The sequence below is a fragment of the Streptomyces puniciscabiei genome, assembly GCF_006715785.1.
GTDB classification, from domain to species: Bacteria; Actinomycetota; Actinomycetes; order Streptomycetales; family Streptomycetaceae; genus Streptomyces; species Streptomyces puniciscabiei.
This window is the reverse complement of record NZ_VFNX01000005.1, coordinates 155,529-177,265: the sequence shown is the minus strand read 5'-3', so window position 1 is coordinate 177,265 and position 21,737 is coordinate 155,529. Positions and strand designations below refer to the sequence as shown.

Genomic DNA, 21,737 nt, shown 5'->3' with positions numbered 1-21,737 from the left:
TGCGGCGGGTCAGCTGTTGCCGATGACGGCCTTGCCGCGGATGCCGCCCTGGGACAGGGACTGCAGCGCGTGCGGGGTCTGGTCGAAGGGGAACACCTTTCCCACGACCGGGCGCACCGCGCCCTGGTCGATGAGGGTGGTGATCTGGCGGAGCTGGTCGCCGCTGGCGTGCATGAACAGGAACTCGTACGTCACGCCGAGCTTCTTCGCCTGCTTGCGGATCTTGCGACTCAGGGCTGTGACCGCGAGGCGCAGCAGCGGGTTCAGGCCGGCCTGGCGGGCGAACGCGGGGTCCGGGGGACCGGCGATCCCGATGGCCTTGCCGCCGGGCTTGAGCACCCGCAGGGACTTCTCGAGGGTCTCTCCACCGAGGCTGTCCAACACCAGGTCGTAGCCGGTCAGGAGCTGCTCGAAGTCCTGGGTGCGGTAATCGATCACCGTGTCCGCGCCGAGCGCGCGCACGTAGGCCGCGTTGGAACCGCTGGCAGTGGTGGCGACACTCGCGCCGAGGTGCGCGGCGAGCTGGATCGCGATCGAACCGACCCCGCCGGCGCCGGCGTGGATGAGCACCTTCTGCCCGGGCCGCAGCTTCCCGCGCTCCACCAGCGCCTGCCATGCCGTGAGCGCCGCCAGCGGCAGCGAGCCGGCCTCTTCCATGCTGATCGAAGCGGGCTTGAGCGCCAAGTCGCCCTCCGCTACGGCGATGCGCTCGGCGAACGTGCCGATGCGGTCCTGGTGGGGCCGGGCGTAGACCTCGTCTCCGGGCTTGAAGCCGCGAACCGCCTTCCCGACGCGGACGACGGTGCCCGCGACGTCGTTGCCCAGGATCAGCGGCAGCTTGTAGGGCAGGATCTGCTTGAACTCACCGGCGCGGATCTTCTCATCCAGCGGGTTCAGCCCGGCGGCCTCCACTCGCACAAGCACGTCGTGCTCCCCCACGGTGGGCTCGGGGACCTCCGCCTCCTGCAGCGGCTCCTTGTACTTGGTGACGACGAACGCTCGCATGGGGCGCCACTCCTGATACTTGTCCTATTTATCCAGTTCTGAGACTGGATCGGTAAACGCGGCGCGACATCCGGGGGCCTCACAACCTCGCCCCATCCGGTCAATCCGAGTACACTCAACTATGAGTCCACTCATAATTATTGTCAAGGGGGTCCCCATGGGAAGCGATCACATGCCGATCGGGCGCCGCGAGAGGGCCAAACAGGACAAGCGCGAGCGCATCATGACCGCCGCCCGCGAGCTGTTCGCCGAACACGGCGTGGACAGGGTCACGACGCAGCAGGTCGCCCGCCGGGCCGATGTCGCCATCGGGACGCTCTACCTGTACGCGTCCACGAAGGCCGAGCTGCTGATCATGGTGCAGAACGAGAAGTTCGCCGCCGCCGTCGATTCCGGCCTCGCCGCCGCCGACGCCGCCGTAGGACAGGGCGCGCTGGAGCGGGTCATCGCTCTCATCCGCCCCCTGGTGGAGTGCGTGCGGGAGCACATCGAGAACGGCCGCACCTATCTGCGCGAACTTGTCTTCGGCGACCCGGCCGAGCCATACCGGCAAGTGGGTCTGACCCTTGCCGGCCGCGTCGAGGACGGCATCACCGGCCTGCTCACGCGCAACGAGGACATCGGCGCCGCCGACGCGGCAACGCTGGCGCGGGTGATCACCGCAATCATCCACATCAGCACCACCGCCACCGTGTGCCCGCACCGCAGCGACGAGGCCGTGCTCGCCGACATCCGCGACCAGGTCCACGCCACCCTTGCGCAGCACATCCGCGCCGCATGACCGCTCGCTCCACGAGCCGACCATGTCCCCGGAACGGGGGCACTTCGTGAGCACGCGCTACGGCGTGGTCACCATCGGCGGCGGAAGCGCGGGCACGTCACCGCGATCCGCGCCGCGCAACTCGGCAAGAACATCCTGTCCGGCAGTGCGGCAGTCCGGTTCGGCAGTCCGGACAACGGACAGCCGCAAACCCTGTCCCTAACCCTGCACTCCCGGTCAGGCCGGCGGCGTCTGTCCGCCCTGCGCCTCACGTTCCCAGATGGGACTGCGGTCCTTGTCGACCAAGGCCGCTCGGACGCCCTCCAGGAAGTCCGGCGTGCGGATGGTCGTGCGCGTGAGAGTGAGCTCGGCGTCAAGGCACTCGCGCAACGTCTGCTGTCTGCCCCGGGCCAGCAGGTTGTGAGTGATCTCCAAGCTCTGCGGCGAGGCGGACTCCAAGGCGATCAACGCGTCTGACGCCCAGGCGGTGTCGAGGTGACGCAGGCGTTTCTCGATCTCACCGAGAGTTGGCGCGCCGAACGCCCAGTCCATCTCCCCGCGTACCTCCGCCAGCCTGCTCGCCCCCACCGGCGAACGGTCGGCAAGGCGGTTCAGGACGACGTCCACCGGGGCGCCTGGGCTGTCCGCCAGGGCGTCTCCGACCGCACCGAGCCCGTCCGTGGGGACGAAGTGCGTGGCCAGCCCCGTGTACAGGGCGTCGGCAGCGTCGAGACGGTGCCCGGTCAGTCCCAGGTACATGCCTATCGCGCCGGGCAGCCGCGGCAGAAAGTAGCTGGCCCCGATGTCGGGGAAGAAACCGATCCCGGTCTCGGGCATCGCCAGCACCGCACGCTCGGTGACGACGCGGAAGGTGCCGTGGACCGACAGACCGAGACCACCGCCCATGCACATGCCGTCGATGAGCGACACGACCGGCACGGGATACTCAGCGATCCGGGCGTTGAGCCGGTACTCGGAGGCGAAGAACCGCTCACTGGCCTCGACATCCCCAGCGAGGCTGTGCTCGCGGATCGTGCGGATGTCGCCGCCGGCGCAGAAGGCCTTCACGCTGGTGCTGGCGATCACCACAGCAGCCAGCGGTGTGTCCTCCCAGGCGGCGAGCGCACCGTCAATGGCCGCGACCATGCCTGTCGTCAGGGCGTTGAGCGCCTTGGGTCGGTTCAGAAGGATCCGGCCGACGCCCCGGTGCACATCGGTGAGAACCTCGCCCTCAGCAATGTCAGTCATGCGTCTCATCTCGTACTCCGCGCGGACCTGGCTGTTGTGCCATCACCGTTCCTCCGTCGCCGAATGTCGCCCCTCATGGCTGAGCAGGCGCTCGTGTCCGGATCCCCCGCCAACAACCCCGTTGTGCCCACCGTGGACGAGATCCAGGACCTCTACCCGCAGATCTACGGCTGAAGGTCAAGATCCTCGCACAGGTCGCGGAGCGCCTCCACGAACCTCCCGGCCGCCAGGGCATCGCCGTCGCCGTCGGCGGCGACTCCGAACGCGCGGGCGCAGTCGGCGTACCGGCTCTCGGCGGCCGGTACGGAGAACGCCGTCACCGCGGGGAAGAGCATCGCGTTCGACAGACCATGAGCGACGTGGAAGTGCGCGCCGATCGGGCGGCTCATGCCGTGCCATGGTCGACTCGCCCCACGCCATCTGCCCCGGCGCGGACGAGAGCGTTCAGCGCAAGGCCGTCGGAGAACGGATTGGCCTTGCGGCTCACGTACGCCTCGACGGCATGAGTGAGCGCGTCAACAACGGCGGCGACCGGCAGGAACGCCGGTCCCGAACAGAGTTGTCTTCTCGTCCGCATCGCTGTCGTGATGCTGAGGTTCGTGCAGAGCCTTGTAGTCCCGCATCCGGCCGCCCTGTACGCCCCACAGGCAGGCCGGCGCCAAGCGAATCGGTCGTCGGATCCGGGACGGTCCCGGCAGACAGACACGGCTGCAGTCCGGCGTCCTCACGCATCACCATCAGGCGTTCCGCCGCACCGGTCCAGGCGACGGGGGGATTACTCCTCCCAGACAGTCGGACCTCAGACCGCTGATCCGCAACGATTCTGGAGCGTTGATCACCCTCGGCCGCCCGCACTGCGCCGCCGCGCCCGCAGCCAGAGGTGCCCCTTACTCTTCTGAGTTTACTTTCTTATACTCAGCCAGTAGCGTCTGGACCAGCACATCAACCTGGCTGCACGCGGGACGTGGGCGTGGCAGCAACCTGCGAAGGAGCACCACCATGGGCGTAAGCCGAGAGGCACACGAGTTCGCGGAGTTCCTCGCGAGCGTGAGCGCGAAGTCGTCGACACCCGGTCTCGACCTGGCCGTCATCCGCGACATCGTGGACTCGAACCACAAGGCGTCGACCGAGCCGGAAGGCGTCACGTACGCCGAGGTGGACGCGGGCGGCGTTCCCGCCCTCTGGGCCATCCCCGAGGGCGCCGACCCCGACAAGGCACTGCTCCACTTCCACTTCGGCGGATCCGTCACCGCCTCCATGCACTCGGACCGCAAGGCCGCCGGCCACATCGCCAAGGCAGCCGGAGCCCGCTCCCTCGTCGTGGACTTCCGCCTGGCGCCCGAACACCCCTACCCGGCGCAGCTCGACGACGCCGAGACGGCGTACCGGTGGCTGCTCTCGCAGGGCTACGAGCCGCGGAACATCGGCAGCACGGGCCACTCGATCGGCGGCACCCTCGCGGTGATGCTCCCGCTGCGCCTGCTCGCGAAGGGCGAGGCGACGCCGGGCGCGATCGTCAGCGTCTCGCCGTGGACCGACCTCACCATCCAGAACGCGTCGGTGGACGAGAACGAGGACAACGACAAGATGCTCAGCAGGAGCACCCTCGAACTCTTCCGAGGAGCCTGGCTGCAGGATCCCGCCGTGGACTTCACCGACCCCGCGATCAGCATCGCAAACGCCGATCTGACCGGCCTGCCGCCCACGACCGTCCACTACGGCGAGTACGAGACCCTCGCCGACGACGGCGCCGAACTCGGCCGACGCCTCGCGGACTTCAAGGTCACCTCAGAGGTCCACCCGATGCCCGAAGGGCAGCACTCGTTCATTTTGGGCGCCGGGCGCGTACCCGAGGTGGACCAGGCGATCCAGCAGATGGGCCAATGGCTGCGCAAGCACCTCGGCGCGTGAGCTGAAGGCACACTGGGCGGAGCGGCCCTTCGGCCGGACCGCCGCACCACCGCGATGCCGGTGACCGGTTCCCGCCGGTCGTCGGCATCCTGCCAGACCATGTCGGCCGGCATGCGGTGCCTGTGTCCGACACAGTTCCCCACCCAGCCACATCACCGTCCCTTGATGCCACAAAGGAGTGCGCGATGGGAACATACGAAGATGTCTTCCGCGCCAGTACCGAGGACCCGGAGAGCTTCTGGCTGAAGGCGGCGGAGGGCATCGACTGGGATGTCGCTCCGCGACGCGCTCTGGACTCCTCGGGCGCACCCTTCTACCGCTGGTTTCCCGACGGACGGCTCAACGTCTGCTTCAACGCGCTCGACCGGCACATCGAAGCCGGCCGGGGCGAGCAACCCGCGCTCGTCCACGACTCCCCCGTGACGGGCACCCGGCGCACCTACACCTACGAACAGCTGAGGGACGAGGTGGCGGCCTTCGCCGGAGCCCTCGCACAGCTCGGCGTGGGACACGGCGACCGCGTGGTCATCTACATGCCAATGGTCCCCGAGGCCGTTGTCGCGATGCTGGCCTGCGCACGCATCGGCGCGGTCCACTCGGTCGTCTTCGGCGGGTTCGCCCCTCGTGAACTCGCCCTTCGCATCGACGACGCCGCCCCCAAAGTGGTCGTCTCCGCCTCCTGCGGCATCGAGGGCAAGCGGGTCATCGCGTACAAGCCCCTGCTCGACGAGGCGATCGAGCTCGCGGGCCACAAGCCGGAGAAGAGCGTGATCCTGCAACGCCCACAGGAGGCGGCCGGGTTGGGGCCTCACGATCTCGACTGGGCCGACCTGGTGGCTACCGCGCCACCGGCCGACTGTGTTCCCGTCCCCGCAACCGACCCCCTCTACATCCTCTACACCTCCGGAACCACCGGAAAGCCCAAGGGAGTCGTGCGTGACTGCGGCGGCTACGCGGTCGCCCTCCACTGGTCGATGGGGGCCGTGTACGACGTGGGCCCGGGCGAGACCATGTTCACCGGCTCCGATGTCGGCTGGGTCGTCGGGCACTCGTACATCGTCTACGCGCCCTTGCTGGTCGGCGCGACCACGGTGCTGTACGAGGGCAAGCCGGTCGGCACCCCGGACGCGGGCCAGTTCTGGCGGGTGGCCGCCGAGTACCGGGTCAAGACCATGTTCACGGCGCCCACCGCCTTCCGGGCGATCAGGAAGGAGGACCCGAAGGGGGCGCTCACCGCCGGCTACGACCTCTCCCACCTGCGCTATCTCTTCCTGGCCGGTGAACGCCTCGACCCCGAGACCTATCACTGGGCGAGCGACCTGCTGGGCGTCCCGGTGATCGACCACTGGTGGCAGACCGAGACCGGCTGGCCCATCGTCGCCAACCCTGTGGGTATCGAAGCCGCTCCCCTCAAGCCCGGCTCCCCGACCCGCCCGCTGCCGGGCTGGGACGTCCGCGTCCTCGACGCTTCGGGCAAGCCGGTGCCCGCGGGCGTCGACGGCGCGATCGTCGTGAGGCTTCCCCTGCCGCCCGGCGCGCTCCCCACGCTCTGGAAGGACGACGACCGCTACGTCGCCTCCTACCTCTCCGCCTACGACGGCTACTACCTCACCGGCGACAGCGGCCACCTCGACGACGACGGCTACGTCTTCGTCATGGGCCGCACCGACGATGTCATCAATGTCGCCGGACACCGGCTGTCCACCGGCAGCATGGAAGAAGCCCTGGCCGCCCACCCCGACGTCGCCGAATGCGCCGTCATCGGCGTCGCCGACGAACTCAAGGGACAGATCCCGCGCGGCTTCGTCGTCCTGAAAGCCGGCAGCGACCGCGAACCGGGCGAGGTCGAGGCCGAACTCGTCCAGCTCGTACGCGAGCGCATCGGCGCCGTCGCCTCCCTCAAGGACGTCACGGTCGTGGCCGCCCTGCCCAAGACTCGCTCGGGGAAAATTCTGCGCAGGACCATGCGCGGCATCGCCGACGGCCGCGACGAACCCATCCCGTCCACGGTGGACGACCCGGGTGTCATCGAGGTCCTGCGCCCCGCTCTCCGCCGCCCCGGTCACACCCCGTGATCGATTGTCGCCTCCCCTGGCTTACGGTGGGGCGGTCGCGCCCGGCGAACTGCCCCACCGGAGCCTTGGACGCCGATCATGTCGCGACCTGGGTCTCCCCGGCGCCCCGGCAGTCGTCTTCACGGCCCGCGTCCCAGCATCCGATCATCTGACCGCCTGAGGGCTGGAAGAACTGACCTTCACCACCGAACTCGTAGTCAGCGAACCGGTGACGACCGCCATCCGCTACGGCAAGCACCCCATCATTTGCGGATGATCCTTCAGTCCGCCCTGACGTGCGAAGTCTCCGACACCAGCAGCACCGCTCCGCACCTGCGCCGTGCCCGGGTCTTCGACGAGGGCGGCCGCGGCCTGCTCCTCGTCGCCCACCCCACCGAACACCGGGGCACACGGCACAACCGCGAGGGCAAGGTCATCTGGGCGGAGCAGGCGATTCCAGCTTGCGTTGCGGAACTCCTATCCGCTCTGGCGTGAGGTTCTTGTGCCAAATGCGCCGGGCGACTTCGTGCCCCTGCCGGGGCCCACTTGCCACAGCCCACCCGACCACATAGCATTACGATCGTAATTTGATAGGCTGGCGCCGACTCCGACTCGGCCGGCGTGCGCAGGGCGGGTGCGTCTTCGGCCCCGGAAGCAGAAGAGCCCGGTGCCCACGTCCACGCGGTGTCCGCCCCCGCCCTTTCGAAACCACCACCCATCACCTGAGGAATCACCCATGCTCAACGCCCTGTGGAACCCGACCGTCGTCGGAAAGATCGCCCTGCCGCACCGGCTGGCCATGGCACCCCTGACCCGCAGCCGGGCCACCCCCGAAGGGGTGCCGACCGAGCTGAATGCCGAGTACTACGCCCAGCGCGCCTCACACGCCCTCATCATCACCGAGGGCACCCAGCCCTCCGCCGACGGCCAGGGCTACCCGATGACCCCGGGCATCTACACCGAGGAACACATCGCCGGCTGGCGCAAGGTCACCGACGCCGTACACAAGGCCGACGGACGCATCGTCATCCAGCTGATGCACGCCGGGCGCATCTCCCACCCGGACAACACCCCCCACCACCGGCAGCCGGTGGCACCCTCCGCTATCAAGCCGGCCGGCCAGACGTTCACCCCGTCCGGGCTCCAGGAGATGCCGGAGCCGCGCGAACTGTCCACCGAGGAGGTCGCCGCGACGGTCGACGACTTCCGGCGCGCCGCCGCGGCCGCCATCGCGGCCGGCGCCGACGGCGTCGAGATCCACGGGGCCAACGGCTACCTGGTCAACCAGTTCCTCTTCCCCAGCGCCAACCAGCGCACGGATCAGTACGGGGGCTCCCTCGACAACCGCATCCGTTTCGCGGTGGAGGTCGCCACGGCTGTGGCCGACGAGATCGGCGCCGGCCGCACCGGCATCCGGATCTCTCCCGGCAACCCCTTCAAGCTCAACGACCTCGCGGAGAGCGACCCGCACGAGCTCTACCCGCACCTCCTGCGCGCCCTCGCCCCCCTCAACCTCGCCTACCTGCACATCGGTCACGGCGGCGACGATGAACTCCTCTCCACCCTCCGCAAGTTGTGGCCGACCACGCTGATCCTCAACCGGGCCGGTGCCGACATCGCCGCCCGCGCCAAGGACGTCGAAGACGGTCTGGCCGACGTCGTCACCGTCGGCACCATGGCCCTCGCCAATCCCGACCTCGTCGAGCGCGTACGCGCCGGCGCCCCCCTGAACACCCCCGACCCCGCCACCTTCTACGGCGGCGGCGCGGCCGGCTACACCGACTACCCCACCCACGCCGCCTGACGAAGAGCAGCCCGGCGACCGAGGGAACCACCACCTTCGCCGCCTCGACACAGCTGCGGCGCACGGAGGCCGACGACTCGAGGAGTTACGGGCCGCGACCGACCTGCGCCGCAGCGGTTTCACCTCACACACCGGCGGTCTGCGCCGCGATCGAGGCAGTGCGACGTCACGGCCCGGACCGATACCGGTCGCCGCCGAGGCTCACCCCTGCGAGGGTGACACCGGGAAGAGCATGCAGCTGCTGGTGGCGTGGGCGAGCAGACGGTCCGAGCCGTCGACCAACTGCGCCTGGGCCAGGGCGGTTTGACGGCCCTTGCTGACCACCGTGCCGATGGCGCGTACCCTGCCCGTGTCCACGGTGATCCGTCGCAGAAACTTCACCGTGAGGTCGAGCGAGGTGTACGCAACGCCCTGCGGAAGGGTCGACTGGACCGCGCAGCCGGCCGCCGAGTCGAGCAGGGTGGCGAAGATGCCGCCGTGCACGCTGCCGATCGGGTTGTAGTGCTCCTCACCCGGTGTCAGGGAGAAGACCGCCCTGCCGGGCTCCACCTCGCTCAGAGTGAAGTCGATGGAGTAATTGATGGGCGGCGCCGGCAGTCGCCCCGCCCGCAACTCACGCAGGAAGTCGATGCCGGCCATGCGTCCGGCGGCTTCCGCCAGGATCGCGGGATCTTCCCATTGATACGTACGCGTTCGTCCCACGGCCGGGCACCTTCCATCTGACTTTTGAAAACGAAGCTAGTTTCCCGCTCACCTGACTGTCAATGACGAAGCCAGACCCTTACGCTGGCGGGATGGAGTGGCTTGAGGCGAGCACGGAGAACTGCCCCGTCCAGCGCACGCTCGACGTGGTCGGAGAGAAATGGACGTTGCTGATCTTGCGTGACGCCGTCAACGGAGTCCGCCGCTTCGACGACTTCCACCGCCACATCGGCCTGTCGGAAGCCGTCCTCAGCAACCGCCTCCGGAAGCTGATCGCGGCCGGCATCCTGAAGACCGTCCCATACCAGGAGCCGGGCAGCCGCTCCCGCAACGAGTACCGCCTGACCCGCAAGGGCTGGGATCTGTGGCCTGTCCTGATGGCGCTGAGCCAGTGGGGCGAGGCGTACGCCCTCGGCCCCGAGGGGCCCGTACTGGACATCCGTCACACCGACTGCGACGCCCCGGTCCGCGTCGTCGTCGAGTGTTCCGCGGAGCACTCCACCCTCAGCCCCGCGGAAGTCACCGCCCGACTCGGACCCGGTGCCCGCATCCGGTCGTGAGCACGCCGGTCATGGGGTCGCCGGTCATGGGGTCGCCGGTCATGATATTACGTGCGTCAGGCCATGGATTATCCTTGAGTGCGAAGCATGGCCTTACGGAGCGAACGGAGAAAGCTCGTGGTGCGCTACGCCAAGGAGCACAAGCAGGTGACGCGGCGACGCATCATCGAAAAGGCCGGCCACCGGTTCAAGCAGGACGGCATCGACGGCTCGGGTATCTCCACGCTGATGGCGGACGCGGGGCTCACCAACGGAGCCTTCTACGCCCACTTCGCGTCCAAGGACGACCTCGTCGCCCATGTCGTGGCCGAGGAACTGCACACGCAGGTCGCGAGTTACAGCACCCTGCGGCCCGGCCGCCCGGGACTCGAGGACCTCATCCGCGAGTACCTGTCTCCCGAGCACCGGGACCACCCCGGCCTCGGATGCCCCTCCGCCGCCCTTCTCGACGAGATCGGCCGCTGCGAGGACGGGACCAGGCAGGCCTACAGCGACGGCGCGCGGGCCATCCTGGAGGAGATCTCCGCCCGCCTGACACCCGAGGACCCGCGGTCCGCTCAGGCCAAGGCCATCGGGCTGTTCACCATGCTGGTGGGGACGATGCAGCTGTCCCGCGCCCTGTCCGACCGGAAGCGCGCCGATGAGGTCCTTGAGCTGGGGATCGAGAACGCTCTCGCGTTCATGGGGTGAGGCGGAAGGCGAGGTCGCGTCAGTGAACGGGCGCCTCGAGCCGCTCGCCCAAAGGGCGCCACGCCCCTGAGGCACCACCCTCGGCCCGGACTACGACCGCACCGCACGCCTTTTGCCGCTCGAGGAACTCGAGAACCGTCTCCACGAACTGCCCGTGGAACTGGAAGATGCCGCCATGGCCGGCGTCGGGGTAGAGGGACCAACTCGCCGTTCGGCACTCGCGCGCCAGGTCGACCGAGTTCCGGGTCGGAACCATCCAAGGGGTGCGGGTGTGTCACATCCCGGGGCTGGAGTGCCCGTGCTCCACGCCCAGCAGGGCGAGGGCGTTGTGGATGCCCTGTTCGAGCAGTTCGTCGGCAAGCTGCCGGTCGGTGAGGGCTCGGGAGAGCTGGAGCGTCCCGGCCATCATCGCGTAGGCGCCGAGCGCCTTGGTGCGGGCCGAGAGGGGATCGTCGGGTGCCAGGCGGGCGGCGATGCCGTCGATGACCATCAGTACGCCGTCGGTGTAAGCCTGCTTGGTCGGGTCTGTGCAGCGCCGGATTTCGTCGAGCAGGGCGGCGGAGGGGCAGCCGTCGTCGGAGCTGTCGCGATGCTGGGCGGACAGGTACCGGCGCACGATCTGCTCAAGTCCTGCGCGCCCGGGTGCCGCCTGCGCGACGATCCTCGCGTTCTGCGCCTGCAATTGGTCGGAGACCGCGGTGGCCACGAGGTCGTCTTTCGACGTGAAATGGGTGTAGAAGGCGCCGTTGGTCAGCCCCGCGTCCGTCATGAGGGTTGAGATGCCCGAGCCGTCGATGCCGTCCCGCTTGAACCGGCGACCGGCCGCCTCGATGATCCGCTGCCGGGTCGCCTGCTTGTGCTCTTTCCCGTAGCGCACCGCGCGCTCCTTTGCTCGTCGGAGAGGCTGCTTGCTCTTGGCGGGCACTCTTATCATTTTACATTTCGATCGTACTTCAATGGATTCGAGGCTCCGACGGCCACCCGTTCGGCGGCGAGGTGCCGTGCCAGGTGGAGCGGTATCCCCTCACTCGGGGGCGTTCATTTGCGCACCATGGAGTGCGGTCGACTGCGGGGGCCCGCTTGCCATCCATCGTCTTCATGCACAGTATTATGAGTGTAATCCAATGTCCCTCGGTTGGCGCCGCCTCAGCGCTCGGCGAGGCGGATGCCGGGTGTGATCAGAACGAGCCGGATGACATGGGTCGGTACCCACCACTGTGTGACCTGGTCGACAGTGTCGGTGCAGTGCATCGGGCGCCGGCGAAGAGAACTCCGTCCTTGAAACTCGCTACAGAAAGACCTGGACATGAACACACCGCGGAATTCACCGTCCTCCTCGCCCTCGTCGTCGTACCAGAACGCGCCGACCCGCTCCGTGTCCGTCCGCGGCGAGGACTTCGCCTACCGGGAACTCGGCCCTGAGGACGGCGTACCACTGATCCTCCTGATTCACCTGGCCGGGGTCCTGGACAACTGGGACCCGCGCGTCGTCGACGGACTCGCCGCACGACGCCGGGTCATCGCCTTCGACAACCGCGGGGTGGGCGGATCGAGCGGCTCCACGCCGGACACGATCGAGGCGATGGCCCGCGACGCGGTGCTGTTCATCCGAGCCCTCGGGTTCGACCAGGTCGATCTGCTCGGCCTGTCGATGGGCGGCTTCATCGCACAGGTCATCGCGGAACAAGAACCTCACCTCATCCGCAAGGTCATCCTGGCGGGCACAGGCCCCGCCGGTGGCCCCGGCATCGACAAGGTCCCGGCGCTCACCCTCCAGGCCACGCTCAAGGGCGCCCTGACCCGCCAGGATCCCAAGCTCTCCCTCTTCTTCACCGAGACCGAGGGCGGTCGGCGGGCGGGACGGGCCTTGCTGGAACGGCTGAAGGAGCGCACGCACCACCGCGACAAGGACATCTCATTGCCGGCGTTCCGAGCCCAGCTGAAGGCCATCAGACAATGGGGCCGCCAGGCACCGTCGGACCTGTCGGAGATTCGTCAACCGGTGCTCGTGGCAAACGGCGAGAACGACCGCATGGTGCCCAGCCACAACACACTCGACCTGGCCGCCCGCCTGCCCAGGAGTGAACTCGTGCCCCTCTACCCGGATGCCGGACACGGGGGGATCTTCCAGTACCACGATGAATTCGTGGCAAGGGCACTCGAGTTCCTTGGATCCTGAGCCCGAGCCAAGCCGCGCCGCCCGCACCTTCACGCTCGCACAACGCCCTCGGAAACGTCAGCTCGGCCGTCACCGTTCGCCGGCCCTGGCCGTGGAAGGCGGCTCCCCTGCTCGGCCGTGCCTGAGTGCGGCCCTGTACGTCATCGGTCGGCCCGCGCGACGAAAGGGCGTCCAAGCAAACAGTCGCGCACGCGGAGCTGGCCTCCGGGTTTCTTCCTCTCACCCACAAAGAGGAACACCTGTGCCCTACGACGCGTCGCTGTCCCCCACCTACTGCTTGTCGGAGCTGGAGCAATGGGCGTCATAACCGGATACCACCTGCAGTTAGCCGCGCCGAAGTGATGTTCCAGGTACGGCCGGCACACGTGGAGAAGCTGTCGCTGCCCCAGACCCTCTCCTCCTAGGACAGCGCGACCGTGAATCACTCCGCTGGCTACCGGGTGATTTCGGATGTCTCGGAAGTCGCCGACCAGACCTATGAGTACGGCATCGTCACCCTCGACGGCGCCTCCTCGTACTCCGTTGAGGGCACCACACTCCTGAACCACCTTGGCGACGCCGTCCGTGGAAGCTCCGCCACCGTTGTCATCGGAGGCATCGTGATGCCGAGAGATCGGCCGGCAGGTCGACCCCGTTGGGCATCGGCACCCGTAGCTCTCGCTGGACCACGACATCCCGGGTCAAAGTGGGGGACAGCTTCAGTCGGCGCTCGATGAGATGGCCGATCAGGTTCACCACGGATGCTTCGTCCGTCAGCGCGGTCCTTTCCGGACGCCGGATCGAGCGGCATGAAGAGGAGCGCACACCCGACATCCTCGAGATCACGTCGGCGGCCAGGCAGTCCATATTGTCGATACGTCCTGACAAACCTCTTGACACCGCCGACAGGGCATTCGATAGTACGGGCATCTAGAACGTACTAGTAGCACGTTCTAGAGGCTGCCGAGCCGCACACACCCGATGGCTGCCGCAGACGACACGTTCCGCCGCACACGGCGTTCTCATCAACCGCTCGCCCGCGTCACTCGGCCGGGCGCGGCCCTCCCGAGGCCGGAACCCCATTCCCACCCTGATCAGCACAGCGAGGTGCAAGGGACATGCACAGACACCACAGAGCCGCCGCACTGGCCGCCACCGTTCTCACCGGCGCTCTTCTCGCCACCGGCTGCTCCAGCAGCTCAGGCGGCAAGAAGTCCGAGGAGACCGCGAACGGCGCGTCGGCGGGCAAGGCCACCACGCCCCGCATGACCGTCGCGCTGGTCACCCACCAGGCCCCCGGCGACACCTTCTGGGACACCGTCCGCAAGGGCGCCGAGGCCGCCGCGGCCAAGGACAACATCAAGCTCATCTACTCCGCCGACCCCAACGCGGGCAACCAGGCCAACCTGGTGCAGAACGCGATCGACCAGAAGGTCGACGGCATTGCCGTCACGCTGGCCAAGCCGGACGCCATGAAGTCCGTCCTGGCCAAGGCGGAGCAGGCCGGCATACCCGTGACCGGCCTCAACGCCGGCCTGAGCCAGTGGAAGAGTCTGGGCCTCCTGGAGTACTTCGGCCAGGACGAGACCGTGGCAGGCGAGGCGTTCGGCAAGAAGCTCAATGACATCGGCGCCAAGCACGCCGTCTGCGTCGTCCAGGAACAGGGCAACATCGCCCTGACCCAGCGCTGCGACGGCGTGAAGAAGACCTTCTCCGGCAAGACCGACGTCCTCTACGTCAACGGAACCGACATGCCGTCGGTGAAGTCGACGATCACCGCCAAGCTCTCGGCAGACAAGTCCATCGACGAGGTGGTCACGCTTGCCGCGCCGATCGCGCTGACCGCCACGCAGTCGGTCTCGGACGCCGGCAGCAAGGCGAAGGTCGCCACCTTCGACCTCAACAAGGACCTCATCAAGGCCATCCAGGAGAACTCCATCCAGTTCGCCGTCGACCAACAGCCCTACCTCCAGGGCTACCTGGCCGTCGACGCGCTGTGGCTCTACAAGAACAACGGCAACTACAGCGGCGGCGGTGAACAGCCCGTGCTGACCGGCCCTGCCTTCGTCGACAAGTCCAACGTCGACAAGGTCGCCGCCTTCGCCGCAAAGGGAACCCGGTGACGAGCATGACCCAGCATGCCGAGCCGGCGGTGACCTCACCGCCGGCCCCCGGCCCCAAGGACACCGACGGGCGCACCGCCGAACGGTCCATGATCGTAAGGCTGTTGGCCCGCCCCGACGTGGGCGTCTTCCTCGGTGCCGTGGCCGTCTACGTGTTCTTCCTGATCGCGGCGCCGCCGGTGCGCGACGCCGGCTCGATGGCGAACATCCTCTACCAGTCCTCCACCCTGGGCATCGTGACCGTCCCGGTGGCACTGCTGATGATCGGCGGCGAGTTCGACCTGTCGGCCGGCGTCGGGGTGATCACCTCGGCGCTGACCGCGAGCATGACCGCCTACCAGCTGAGCATGAACGTCTGGGTCGGCGTCATCGCCGCCCTGATCGTGTCGCTGGCGATCGGCTTCTTCAACGGCTGGATGGTCGTCAAGACCGGACTGCCGAGCTTCCTGGTCACCCTGGGCAGCTTTCTGATCCTGCAAGGGGTCAACCTCGCGGTGACCAAGCTGGTCACCGGCAACGTCGCCACCGACGACATCAGCACCATGGACGGCTTCGACCAGGCCAAGAAGGTCTTCGCCTCCAGCTTCGACATCGGCGGCGTCCAGGTGAAGATCACCGTCTTCTGGTGGCTGCTGTTCGCGGCGATCGCCACCTGGGTGCTGCTGCGCACCAAGTACGGCAACTGGATCTTCGCGGTCGGCGGCAACAAGGAGTCGGCCCGCGCGGTCGGCGTTCCGGTCGCCTTCACGAAGATCTCGCTGTTCATGCTGGTCGGCGTCGGCGCCTGGTTCGTCGGCATGCACCAACTGTTCTCGTTCAACACCGTGCAGTCCGGCGAGGGCGTGGGCATCGAGCTGATCTACATCTCGGGCGCGGTGATCGGCGGCTGTCTCCTGACCGGCGGCTCTGGTTCCGCGATCGGCCCGGTCTTCGGCGCGTTCATGTTCGGCATGGTGCAGCAGGGCATCGTCTACGCCGGCTGGAACCCCGACTGGTTCAAGGCCTTCCTCGGCGTGATGCTCCTCGGCGCCGTCCTGATCAATCTGTGGGTCCAGCGCACAGCGACCCGGAGGTGACCCGAATGACAACCAACGAAACCGGCACCCACGGCGCTGTCCTCGCGGACAGGGCCCCCGAGAAGGACTCCCCGGTCGTCGAACTGCGCAACGCGGGCAAGGCGTACGGCAACATCCGTGCCCTGCACGGGGTGAGCCTGACGGTGCATCCCGGCCAGGTGACCTGTGTGCTCGGCGACAACGGCGCCGGCAAGTCCACTCTCATCAAGATCATCTCCGGACTGCACCAGCACACCGCGGGCGAGTTCCTCGTCGACGGCGAACCGGTGCGCTTCTCCACCCCGCGCGAGGCGTTGGACAAGGGCATCGCGACCGTCTACCAGGACCTCGCCGTGGTCCCGCTGATGCCGGTGTGGCGCAACTTCTTCCTGGGCTCCGAGATGACCAAGGGCCCCTGGCCGTTGCGCCGCCTGGACATCGAGAGGATGAAGAAGACCGCCGACCACGAACTGCGCGAGATGGGCATCGTCCTGGACGACCTCGAACAGCCCATCGGCACCCTCTCCGGCGGTCAGCGCCAGTGCGTGGCCATCGCCCGCGCCGTCTACTTCGGCGCCCGCGTCCTGATCCTGGACGAACCCACCGCCGCCCTGGGCGTCAAGCAGTCCGGTGTCGTCCTCAAGTACGTGGCCGCCGCCCGCGACCGCGGACTCGGGGTCATCTTCATCACCCACAACCCGCACCACGCCTACATGGTCGGCGACCACTTCAGCGTGCTGCGCCTGGGCACGATGGAACTCTCCGCCGAGCGCAGCCAGATCACGCTCGAGGAGCTGACCAACCACATGGCGGGCGGCGCCGAACTCGCCGCGCTCAAGCACGAGTTGTCCCAGGTCCGCGGCGTCGACGTCGAGGAACTCCCCGAAGAGGCCGACCTCACCGCACCCGTGGCAGTCACCAAGGAAGCCGCCTCCTGACAACCGTGGCGGCCAGCCCGGCCCACACGTCTCCGCCACCGACGGGCGCAACCGGCTCAGACGCCAAGTCCACCTCTCCACCCCCGGAGTCTCCGGAGCGAAGGGAAATCAGTGTCATGCCGTTCGAAGTGCTGACCATTGGCCGCGTGGGAGTGGATGTCTATCCACTTCAGACCGGCGTGGGGCTGGCGGAGGTCACCTCGTTCGGCAAGTATCTCGGGGGTAGCCCGACCAATGTGGCGGTGGCCGCGTCCCGGTACGGGCACTCCTCGGCTGTGATCACAAAGACGGGCAGGGACCCGTTCGGGGACTTCGTCCGACAGGCACTGGAGAGCTACGGCGTCGACAGCCGGTTCGTCGGTACGTCGGACATCGCACCGACGCCGGTGACCTTCTGCGAGATCTTCCCACCGGATGACTTCCCGCTGTACTTCTACCGGCTCCCGAAGGCCCCCGACCTGGACATCACCGCTGGTGAGCTGGACCTGGGGGCAGTACGGGACGCGGCGGTCCTCTGGGTGACAGGTACCGGGCTCAGCGAGGAACCGAGCCGCTCGGCCACGTTGGCCGCCCTCGCTCACCGGGGCAAGGCGGGGACGACGGTCTTCGACCTGGACTGGCGGCCGATGTTCTGGGCCGACCCGAACCAGGCGCGCGGGTTCTACGCGCAGGCCCTGCGGCACACGACGGTTGCTGTGGGCAACCTTGACGAGTGCGAGGTGGCCACCGGTGAGCGTGAGCCGTATGCGGCGGCGAAGGCGCTACTGGCCGCCGGAGTGGAGCTGGCCATAGTCAAGCAGGGCCCCAAGGGGGTCCTGGCCATGGACCGGGACGGTGCTACCGCCGAGATCCCGCCGGTTCCGGTGGAGGTCGTCAACGGGCTCGGCGCCGGAGACGCCTTCGGCGGCGCGCTGTGCCACGGCCTGCTGTCGGGCTGGGACACCCGCCGCACCGTGATCTTCGCCAACGCCGCCGGCGCCATTGTCGCGAGCCGACTTTCCTGCTCCGACGCGATGCCGACCGAGGCCGAGGTCGACGCCAAGCTCGGCGAGGCGGGCCGGAACATCCACCAACGACTCCCAGAAAGAGGTGTGACGACGTGCTGTCCGAGAATGTGAGCCGGATCGTGAACGCCCGGGTGGGCGACCCCGGCGCCGTCGCGGCCGCCGCTGCGCGCCGGGTGAAGGCTCCCTCCCTGCTCGGCGAGCACGGCAAGGCGATGATCATCGCCGCCGACCATCCGGCCCGGGGCGCGAACGGTGTCGGCTCCGACCCGACCGCCATGGCCGACCGCTTCGAGCTCCTCGACCGGCTGTGCACCGCCCTGGAACGCCCCGGGGTGACGGGGGTGTTGGCCACCGCCGACATTCTCGAGGACCTCCTGCTGCTCGGCGTCCTCGACGGCAAGAGCGTCTTCGGTTCCATGAACCGGGCCGGGCTCGCCGGGTCGGTGTTCGAGATCGACGACCGGTTCACCGGCTACGACGCCGAGACCATCGCCGCGATGGGCTTCGACGGCGGCAAGATGCTCACCCGCATCGCGCTGGGCGACCCCGCCACACCGGCCGCCCTGGAGAACAGTGCCCGCGCGATCGATGAGCTGAATGACCGCCAGCTCATCGCGATGGTCGAGCCGTTCCTGTCCGCCTGGCAGGACGGGAAGATCCACAACGATCTGTCCACCGATGCCGTCGTCAAGTCCGTCACCATCGCCTCGGGGCTCGGCCGGCGTACCGCCTACACCTGGCTCAAGCTTCCGGTGGTGGAGGACATGGAACGGGTGCTGGCCTCTTCCACCCTCCCGGCGCTGCTGCTGGGCGGCGAGGTCAAGGACGCGGACGCGGCCTTCGCCTCATGGGGCAAGGCGCTCAAGCAGCCGACCGCGCAGGGGCTCGTCGTGGGCCGGTCTCTGCTCTACCCCTCGAACGGTGACGTCGCCGGTGCGGTGGACAAGGCGGTGAGCCTGCTGTGAGCAAGTACCACCTGCCGTCGGGGACTTCTTCCGATGGCCCCTATGACCTCCTGGTCACGCCGGAGTCGGCGGGCTGGGGACACTCCGGCCTCAGGATCCTGACCCTCAAGCCGGGCCAGGCACACGCCCTGTCCACCGAAGACTCCGAGTTCCTGGTCCTGCCGCTGACGGGCTCCTGCACCGTCACCACGGACGGCACTGCCTTCGAACTCACCGGCCGGACAGGCATGTTCGCCTCAGTCACCGACTTCGCCTACCTCCCCCGCGAGTCGGAGGCCCTGATCAGCAGCGCGACCGGCGGACGGTTCGCACTGCCCAGCGCCCGTACCGGGCGGAGCTCACTCTCCGCCCGGTACGGGTCCAAGGAGAACGTGCCCGTGGAGCTGCGCGGTGCCGGGGCCTGCTCACGGCAGGTGAACAACTACTGCCTGCCCGGCACCTTCGACGCCGAGCAGCTGCTGGTCTGCGAGGTCCTCACACCCGGCGGCAACTGGTCGTCGTATCCGCCGCACAAGCACGACCAGGCCCGGCCCGGCCAGGAGTCGGAGCTGGAGGAGATCTATTACTTCGAGGTCTCCGGCGGCGAGAACGGCTTCGGCTACCAGCGGGTCTACGGCACCGAAGCACGGCCGATCGACGTGCTGGCCGAGATCCGCTCCGGCGACACGGTGCTGATCCCGCACGGCTGGCACGGCCCGTCGATCGCGGCGCCCGGCTACGACCTGTACAACCTCAACGTCATGGCGGGTCCCGGTCAGGACCGTGCCTGGCTCATCTGCGACGACCCCGCCCACGGCTGGGTCCGCACCACCTGGGACGCCCAGGACGTCGACGACCGGCTGCCGTTCGGCGCCGAGGAGAACCACTGATGAACACGATCAGACTGACCACCGCTCAGGCCCTGGTGCGCTTCCTGGCGAACCAGTACAGCGAGCGCGACGGCCAGGAGCAGCGCCTCATCCCCGGGGTGTGGGGGATCTTCGGGCACGGCAACGTGGCCGGCATCGGCCAGGCGCTGCTGCAGGCGGCCACGACCGGCGAGGCCGACCTGCCCTACTACCTCGCCCGCAACGAACAGGGCATGGTCCACGCCTCGGTGGCCTACGCCAAGATGCGCGACCGACTGGCCACCTTCGCCTGCACCGCCTCCACCGGGCCGGGTTCGACGAACATGATCACCGGCGCGGCGCTGGCCACCACGAACCGGCTGCCGGTCCTGCTGCTGCCCTCTGACATGTTCGCCACCCGCGCCGCCGACCCGGTGCTGCAGCAGCTGGAGGACACCCGCGGCGGGGACGTCACCGTCAACGACGCCTTCCGCGCCGTATCGAAGTACTTCGACCGCATCTCGCGGCCCGAGCAGCTCATCCCGGCCGCCCTTGCGGCCATGCGGGTGCTGACCGACCCGGTCGAGACAGGTGCCGTCACCCTCGCGTTGCCGCAGGACGTGCAGGCCGAGGCGTACGACTGGCCGCTGTCGTTCTTCCGGCGGCGGGTGTGGCACGTGGGCCGCCCGGTGCCGGAGGCGGCCGCCGTCGAGCGCGCCGCCCGTCTGCTGCGCAATGCCCGCAAGCCGCTGATCGTGGCGGGCGGCGGTGCCGTGTACTCCGGTGCGGAGACCGTGCTGCGCGCGTTTGCCGAAGCCACCGGGATCCCGGTCGCTGATACCCACGCCGGCAAGGGCGCCGTCCCCTGGGACCACCCGTACGCGGTCGGCGGCATCGGCTCCACCGGCTCGTATGCCGCCAACGAACTCGCCCGCGAGGCGGACGTGGTGCTCGGCATCGGCACCCGCTACTCCGACTTCACCACCGCCAGCCACACCGGCTTCGGCAATCCGGACGTCACCTTCGTCAACCTCAACGTGGCCCGCCTGGACGCCGTCAAGCACTCGGCGGAGCCGTTGGTCGCCGACGCCCGGCTCGGCATCCAGGCCCTCTCCGGAGCGCTGGACGGCTGGGAGGTCGAGGAGACCTACCGCCGTCACATCCGCCGGCTGATCGCCCGGACGCGGCAGATCGAGGACGAGTGCTTTGCTCCCGAGCGGAACACCGGTGATCTGCCCGCCCAGACGCAGATCCTCGGCGCCCTGAACGAGGTCCTCGGCGACCGTGACGTGGTCATCAACGCTGCCGGCTCCATGCCCGGCGACCTGCAGCAGCTGTGGCGCGCCAGAGACCCGAAGGCTTACCACGTCGAATACGCCTATTCCTGCATGGGATATGAGGTCGCCGCCGGTGCCGGTGCCAAGATGGCCGACCCGACCCGCGAGGTCGTCGTGCTGGTCGGCGACGGCTCGTACCTGATGATGGCCCAGGAGATCGTCACCATGGTCTCCGAGGGACTGAAGGTCATCATCGTGCTTGTCCAGAACCACGGCTTCGCGTCGATCGGTTCGCTGTCGGAGTCACTCGGCAGCCAGCGCTTCGGCACCAAGTACCGCTTCCGCGACGGCGATTCGGGCCTACTGGATGGCGACGTCCTCCCGGTCGACCTCGCCGCCAACGCCTCCTCCCTCGGCGCGGACGTCCTGCACGCCACGTCGGTGGAGGAGTTCCGGGCGGCGATGGAGAAGGCCAAGGCCGCCGCCCGCACCAGCGTCGTGCACGTCGAGACCGATCTCTACGGCCCCAACCCGCCCGGCCACGGCTGGTGGGACGTCCCGGTCAGCGAAGTCTCCGCCCTGGAGAGCACCCGCACCGCACACGAGACGTACTCCGCAAACAAGCGCGCCCAGCGGCACTACCTGTAACTCCC

Annotated in this window: 20 protein-coding genes and 1 pseudogene; 15 read left to right on the top strand and 6 right to left on the bottom strand. The window is 68.4% G+C overall.

All coding sequences use genetic code 11. The features are described from left to right. Positions 1-9: 9 nt before the first annotated feature. A complete protein-coding gene (locus FB563_RS40200) occupies positions 10-1,005 on the bottom strand; it encodes an NADP-dependent oxidoreductase (protein ID WP_055705482.1) in 996 nt (331 codons plus the stop codon). Positions 1,006-1,162: 157 nt separating this feature from the next. Here FB563_RS40200 and FB563_RS40195 point away from each other — a divergent pair, with 157 nt between their 5' ends. After that, entirely contained in the window at positions 1,163-1,786 is a 624-nt protein-coding gene (locus FB563_RS40195; protein WP_055705483.1) for a TetR/AcrR family transcriptional regulator, read from the top strand. Between the two features lie 216 nt (positions 1,787-2,002). Here the strand turns inward: FB563_RS40195 and FB563_RS40190 are convergent, their stop codons facing one another. From FB563_RS40190 to FB563_RS45720, 3 genes are all read right to left on the bottom strand, one after another. Continuing rightward, positions 2,003-3,013, bottom strand: coding sequence for an enoyl-CoA hydratase/isomerase family protein (locus FB563_RS40190; protein WP_055705484.1), 1,011 nt, complete (start codon positions 3,011-3,013; stop codon positions 2,003-2,005). 164 nt (positions 3,014-3,177) lie between these two features. Further along, on the bottom strand, positions 3,178-3,402 hold the full coding sequence (locus FB563_RS45050) for an iron-containing alcohol dehydrogenase (protein ID WP_055705485.1): 225 nt from the start codon (positions 3,400-3,402) through the stop codon (positions 3,178-3,180). Beyond that, complete coding sequence (locus tag FB563_RS45720) at positions 3,399-3,590, bottom strand: iron-containing alcohol dehydrogenase (protein ID WP_199832776.1); 192 nt, start codon at positions 3,588-3,590, stop codon at positions 3,399-3,401. Before FB563_RS45720 ends, FB563_RS45050 begins: the two co-directional genes overlap by 4 nt. A 422-nt stretch (positions 3,591-4,012) precedes the next feature. Here FB563_RS45720 and FB563_RS40175 point away from each other — a divergent pair, with 422 nt between their 5' ends. From FB563_RS40175 to FB563_RS40160, 4 genes and pseudogenes are all read left to right on the top strand, one after another. Continuing rightward, entirely contained in the window at positions 4,013-4,924 is a 912-nt protein-coding gene (locus FB563_RS40175; RefSeq protein WP_055705486.1) for an alpha/beta hydrolase, read from the top strand. Positions 4,925-5,109: 185 nt separating this feature from the next. Then, on the top strand, positions 5,110-6,999 hold the full coding sequence (locus FB563_RS40170) for a propionyl-CoA synthetase (RefSeq protein ID WP_055705487.1): 1,890 nt from the start codon (positions 5,110-5,112) through the stop codon (positions 6,997-6,999). Between the two features lie 56 nt (positions 7,000-7,055). Then, positions 7,056-7,473: pseudogene (locus tag FB563_RS40165) on the top strand (ATP-binding protein); the annotation flags it as partial. Between the two features lie 241 nt (positions 7,474-7,714). Next, positions 7,715-8,782, top strand: coding sequence for an alkene reductase (locus tag FB563_RS40160; RefSeq protein ID WP_055705489.1), 1,068 nt, complete (start codon positions 7,715-7,717; stop codon positions 8,780-8,782). 201 nt (positions 8,783-8,983) lie between these two features. On the opposite strand, the gene FB563_RS40155 is transcribed toward FB563_RS40160, so the two are convergent. Further along, positions 8,984-9,484, bottom strand: a complete 501-nt coding sequence (locus FB563_RS40155) for a PaaI family thioesterase (RefSeq protein WP_055705490.1) — start codon at positions 9,482-9,484, stop codon at positions 8,984-8,986. Positions 9,485-9,576: 92 nt separating this feature from the next. Here FB563_RS40155 and FB563_RS40150 point away from each other — a divergent pair, with 92 nt between their 5' ends. After that, entirely contained in the window at positions 9,577-10,044 is a 468-nt protein-coding gene (locus tag FB563_RS40150) for a winged helix-turn-helix transcriptional regulator (protein ID WP_055705491.1), read from the top strand. 117 nt (positions 10,045-10,161) lie between these two features. Then, positions 10,162-10,734 carry a TetR/AcrR family transcriptional regulator gene (locus tag FB563_RS40145; protein WP_055705492.1) on the top strand — a complete coding sequence of 191 codons (573 nt, stop codon included), beginning with the start codon at positions 10,162-10,164 and terminating at the stop codon, positions 10,732-10,734. A gap of 274 nt (positions 10,735-11,008) precedes the next feature. On the opposite strand, the gene FB563_RS40135 is transcribed toward FB563_RS40145, so the two are convergent. Beyond that, positions 11,009-11,611: a TetR/AcrR family transcriptional regulator gene (locus FB563_RS40135; RefSeq protein WP_234357684.1), complete on the bottom strand. Its 603-nt coding sequence runs from the start codon at positions 11,609-11,611 to the stop codon at positions 11,009-11,011. Positions 11,612-12,040: 429 nt separating this feature from the next. On the opposite strand from FB563_RS40135, the gene FB563_RS40130 reads away from it, so the two are divergent. The 8 genes from FB563_RS40130 to iolD all read left to right on the top strand — a co-directional run bounded on the left by FB563_RS40130 (position 12,041) and on the right by iolD (position 21,732). Then, the gene (locus tag FB563_RS40130) at positions 12,041-12,913 is read left to right on the top strand and encodes an alpha/beta fold hydrolase (RefSeq protein ID WP_055705495.1); all 873 of its coding nucleotides are present in this window, start codon (positions 12,041-12,043) and stop codon (positions 12,911-12,913) included. Positions 12,914-14,010: 1,097 nt separating this feature from the next. Then, positions 14,011-15,015, top strand: a complete 1,005-nt coding sequence (locus tag FB563_RS40120) for a substrate-binding domain-containing protein (protein WP_055705497.1) — start codon at positions 14,011-14,013, stop codon at positions 15,013-15,015. A gap of 5 nt (positions 15,016-15,020) precedes the next feature. Next, on the top strand, positions 15,021-16,091 hold the full coding sequence (locus tag FB563_RS40115) for an ABC transporter permease (RefSeq protein WP_055705516.1): 1,071 nt from the start codon (positions 15,021-15,023) through the stop codon (positions 16,089-16,091). 5 nt (positions 16,092-16,096) lie between these two features. Beyond that, positions 16,097-17,008 carry an ATP-binding cassette domain-containing protein gene (locus FB563_RS40110; protein WP_055705498.1) on the top strand — a complete coding sequence of 304 codons (912 nt, stop codon included), beginning with the start codon at positions 16,097-16,099 and terminating at the stop codon, positions 17,006-17,008. A gap of 116 nt (positions 17,009-17,124) precedes the next feature. Then, a complete protein-coding gene (gene iolC, locus FB563_RS40105) occupies positions 17,125-18,126 on the top strand; it encodes a 5-dehydro-2-deoxygluconokinase (RefSeq protein WP_055705499.1) in 1,002 nt (333 codons plus the stop codon). Then, positions 18,108-18,980 (top strand): Cgl0159 family (beta/alpha)8-fold protein, encoded by an 873-nt coding sequence (locus FB563_RS40100; RefSeq protein ID WP_055705500.1) that lies wholly within the window; start codon positions 18,108-18,110, stop codon positions 18,978-18,980. Before iolC ends, FB563_RS40100 begins: the two co-directional genes overlap by 19 nt. Beyond that, entirely contained in the window at positions 18,977-19,849 is an 873-nt protein-coding gene (gene iolB, locus FB563_RS40095) for a 5-deoxy-glucuronate isomerase (protein WP_055705501.1), read from the top strand. The genes FB563_RS40100 and iolB overlap by 4 nt, the downstream gene beginning before the upstream one ends. Next, positions 19,849-21,732 (top strand): 3D-(3,5/4)-trihydroxycyclohexane-1,2-dione acylhydrolase (decyclizing), encoded by a 1,884-nt coding sequence (gene iolD, locus FB563_RS40090; RefSeq protein WP_055705502.1) that lies wholly within the window; start codon positions 19,849-19,851, stop codon positions 21,730-21,732. Before iolB ends, iolD begins: the two co-directional genes overlap by 1 nt. Positions 21,733-21,737: the final 5 nt, after the last annotated feature.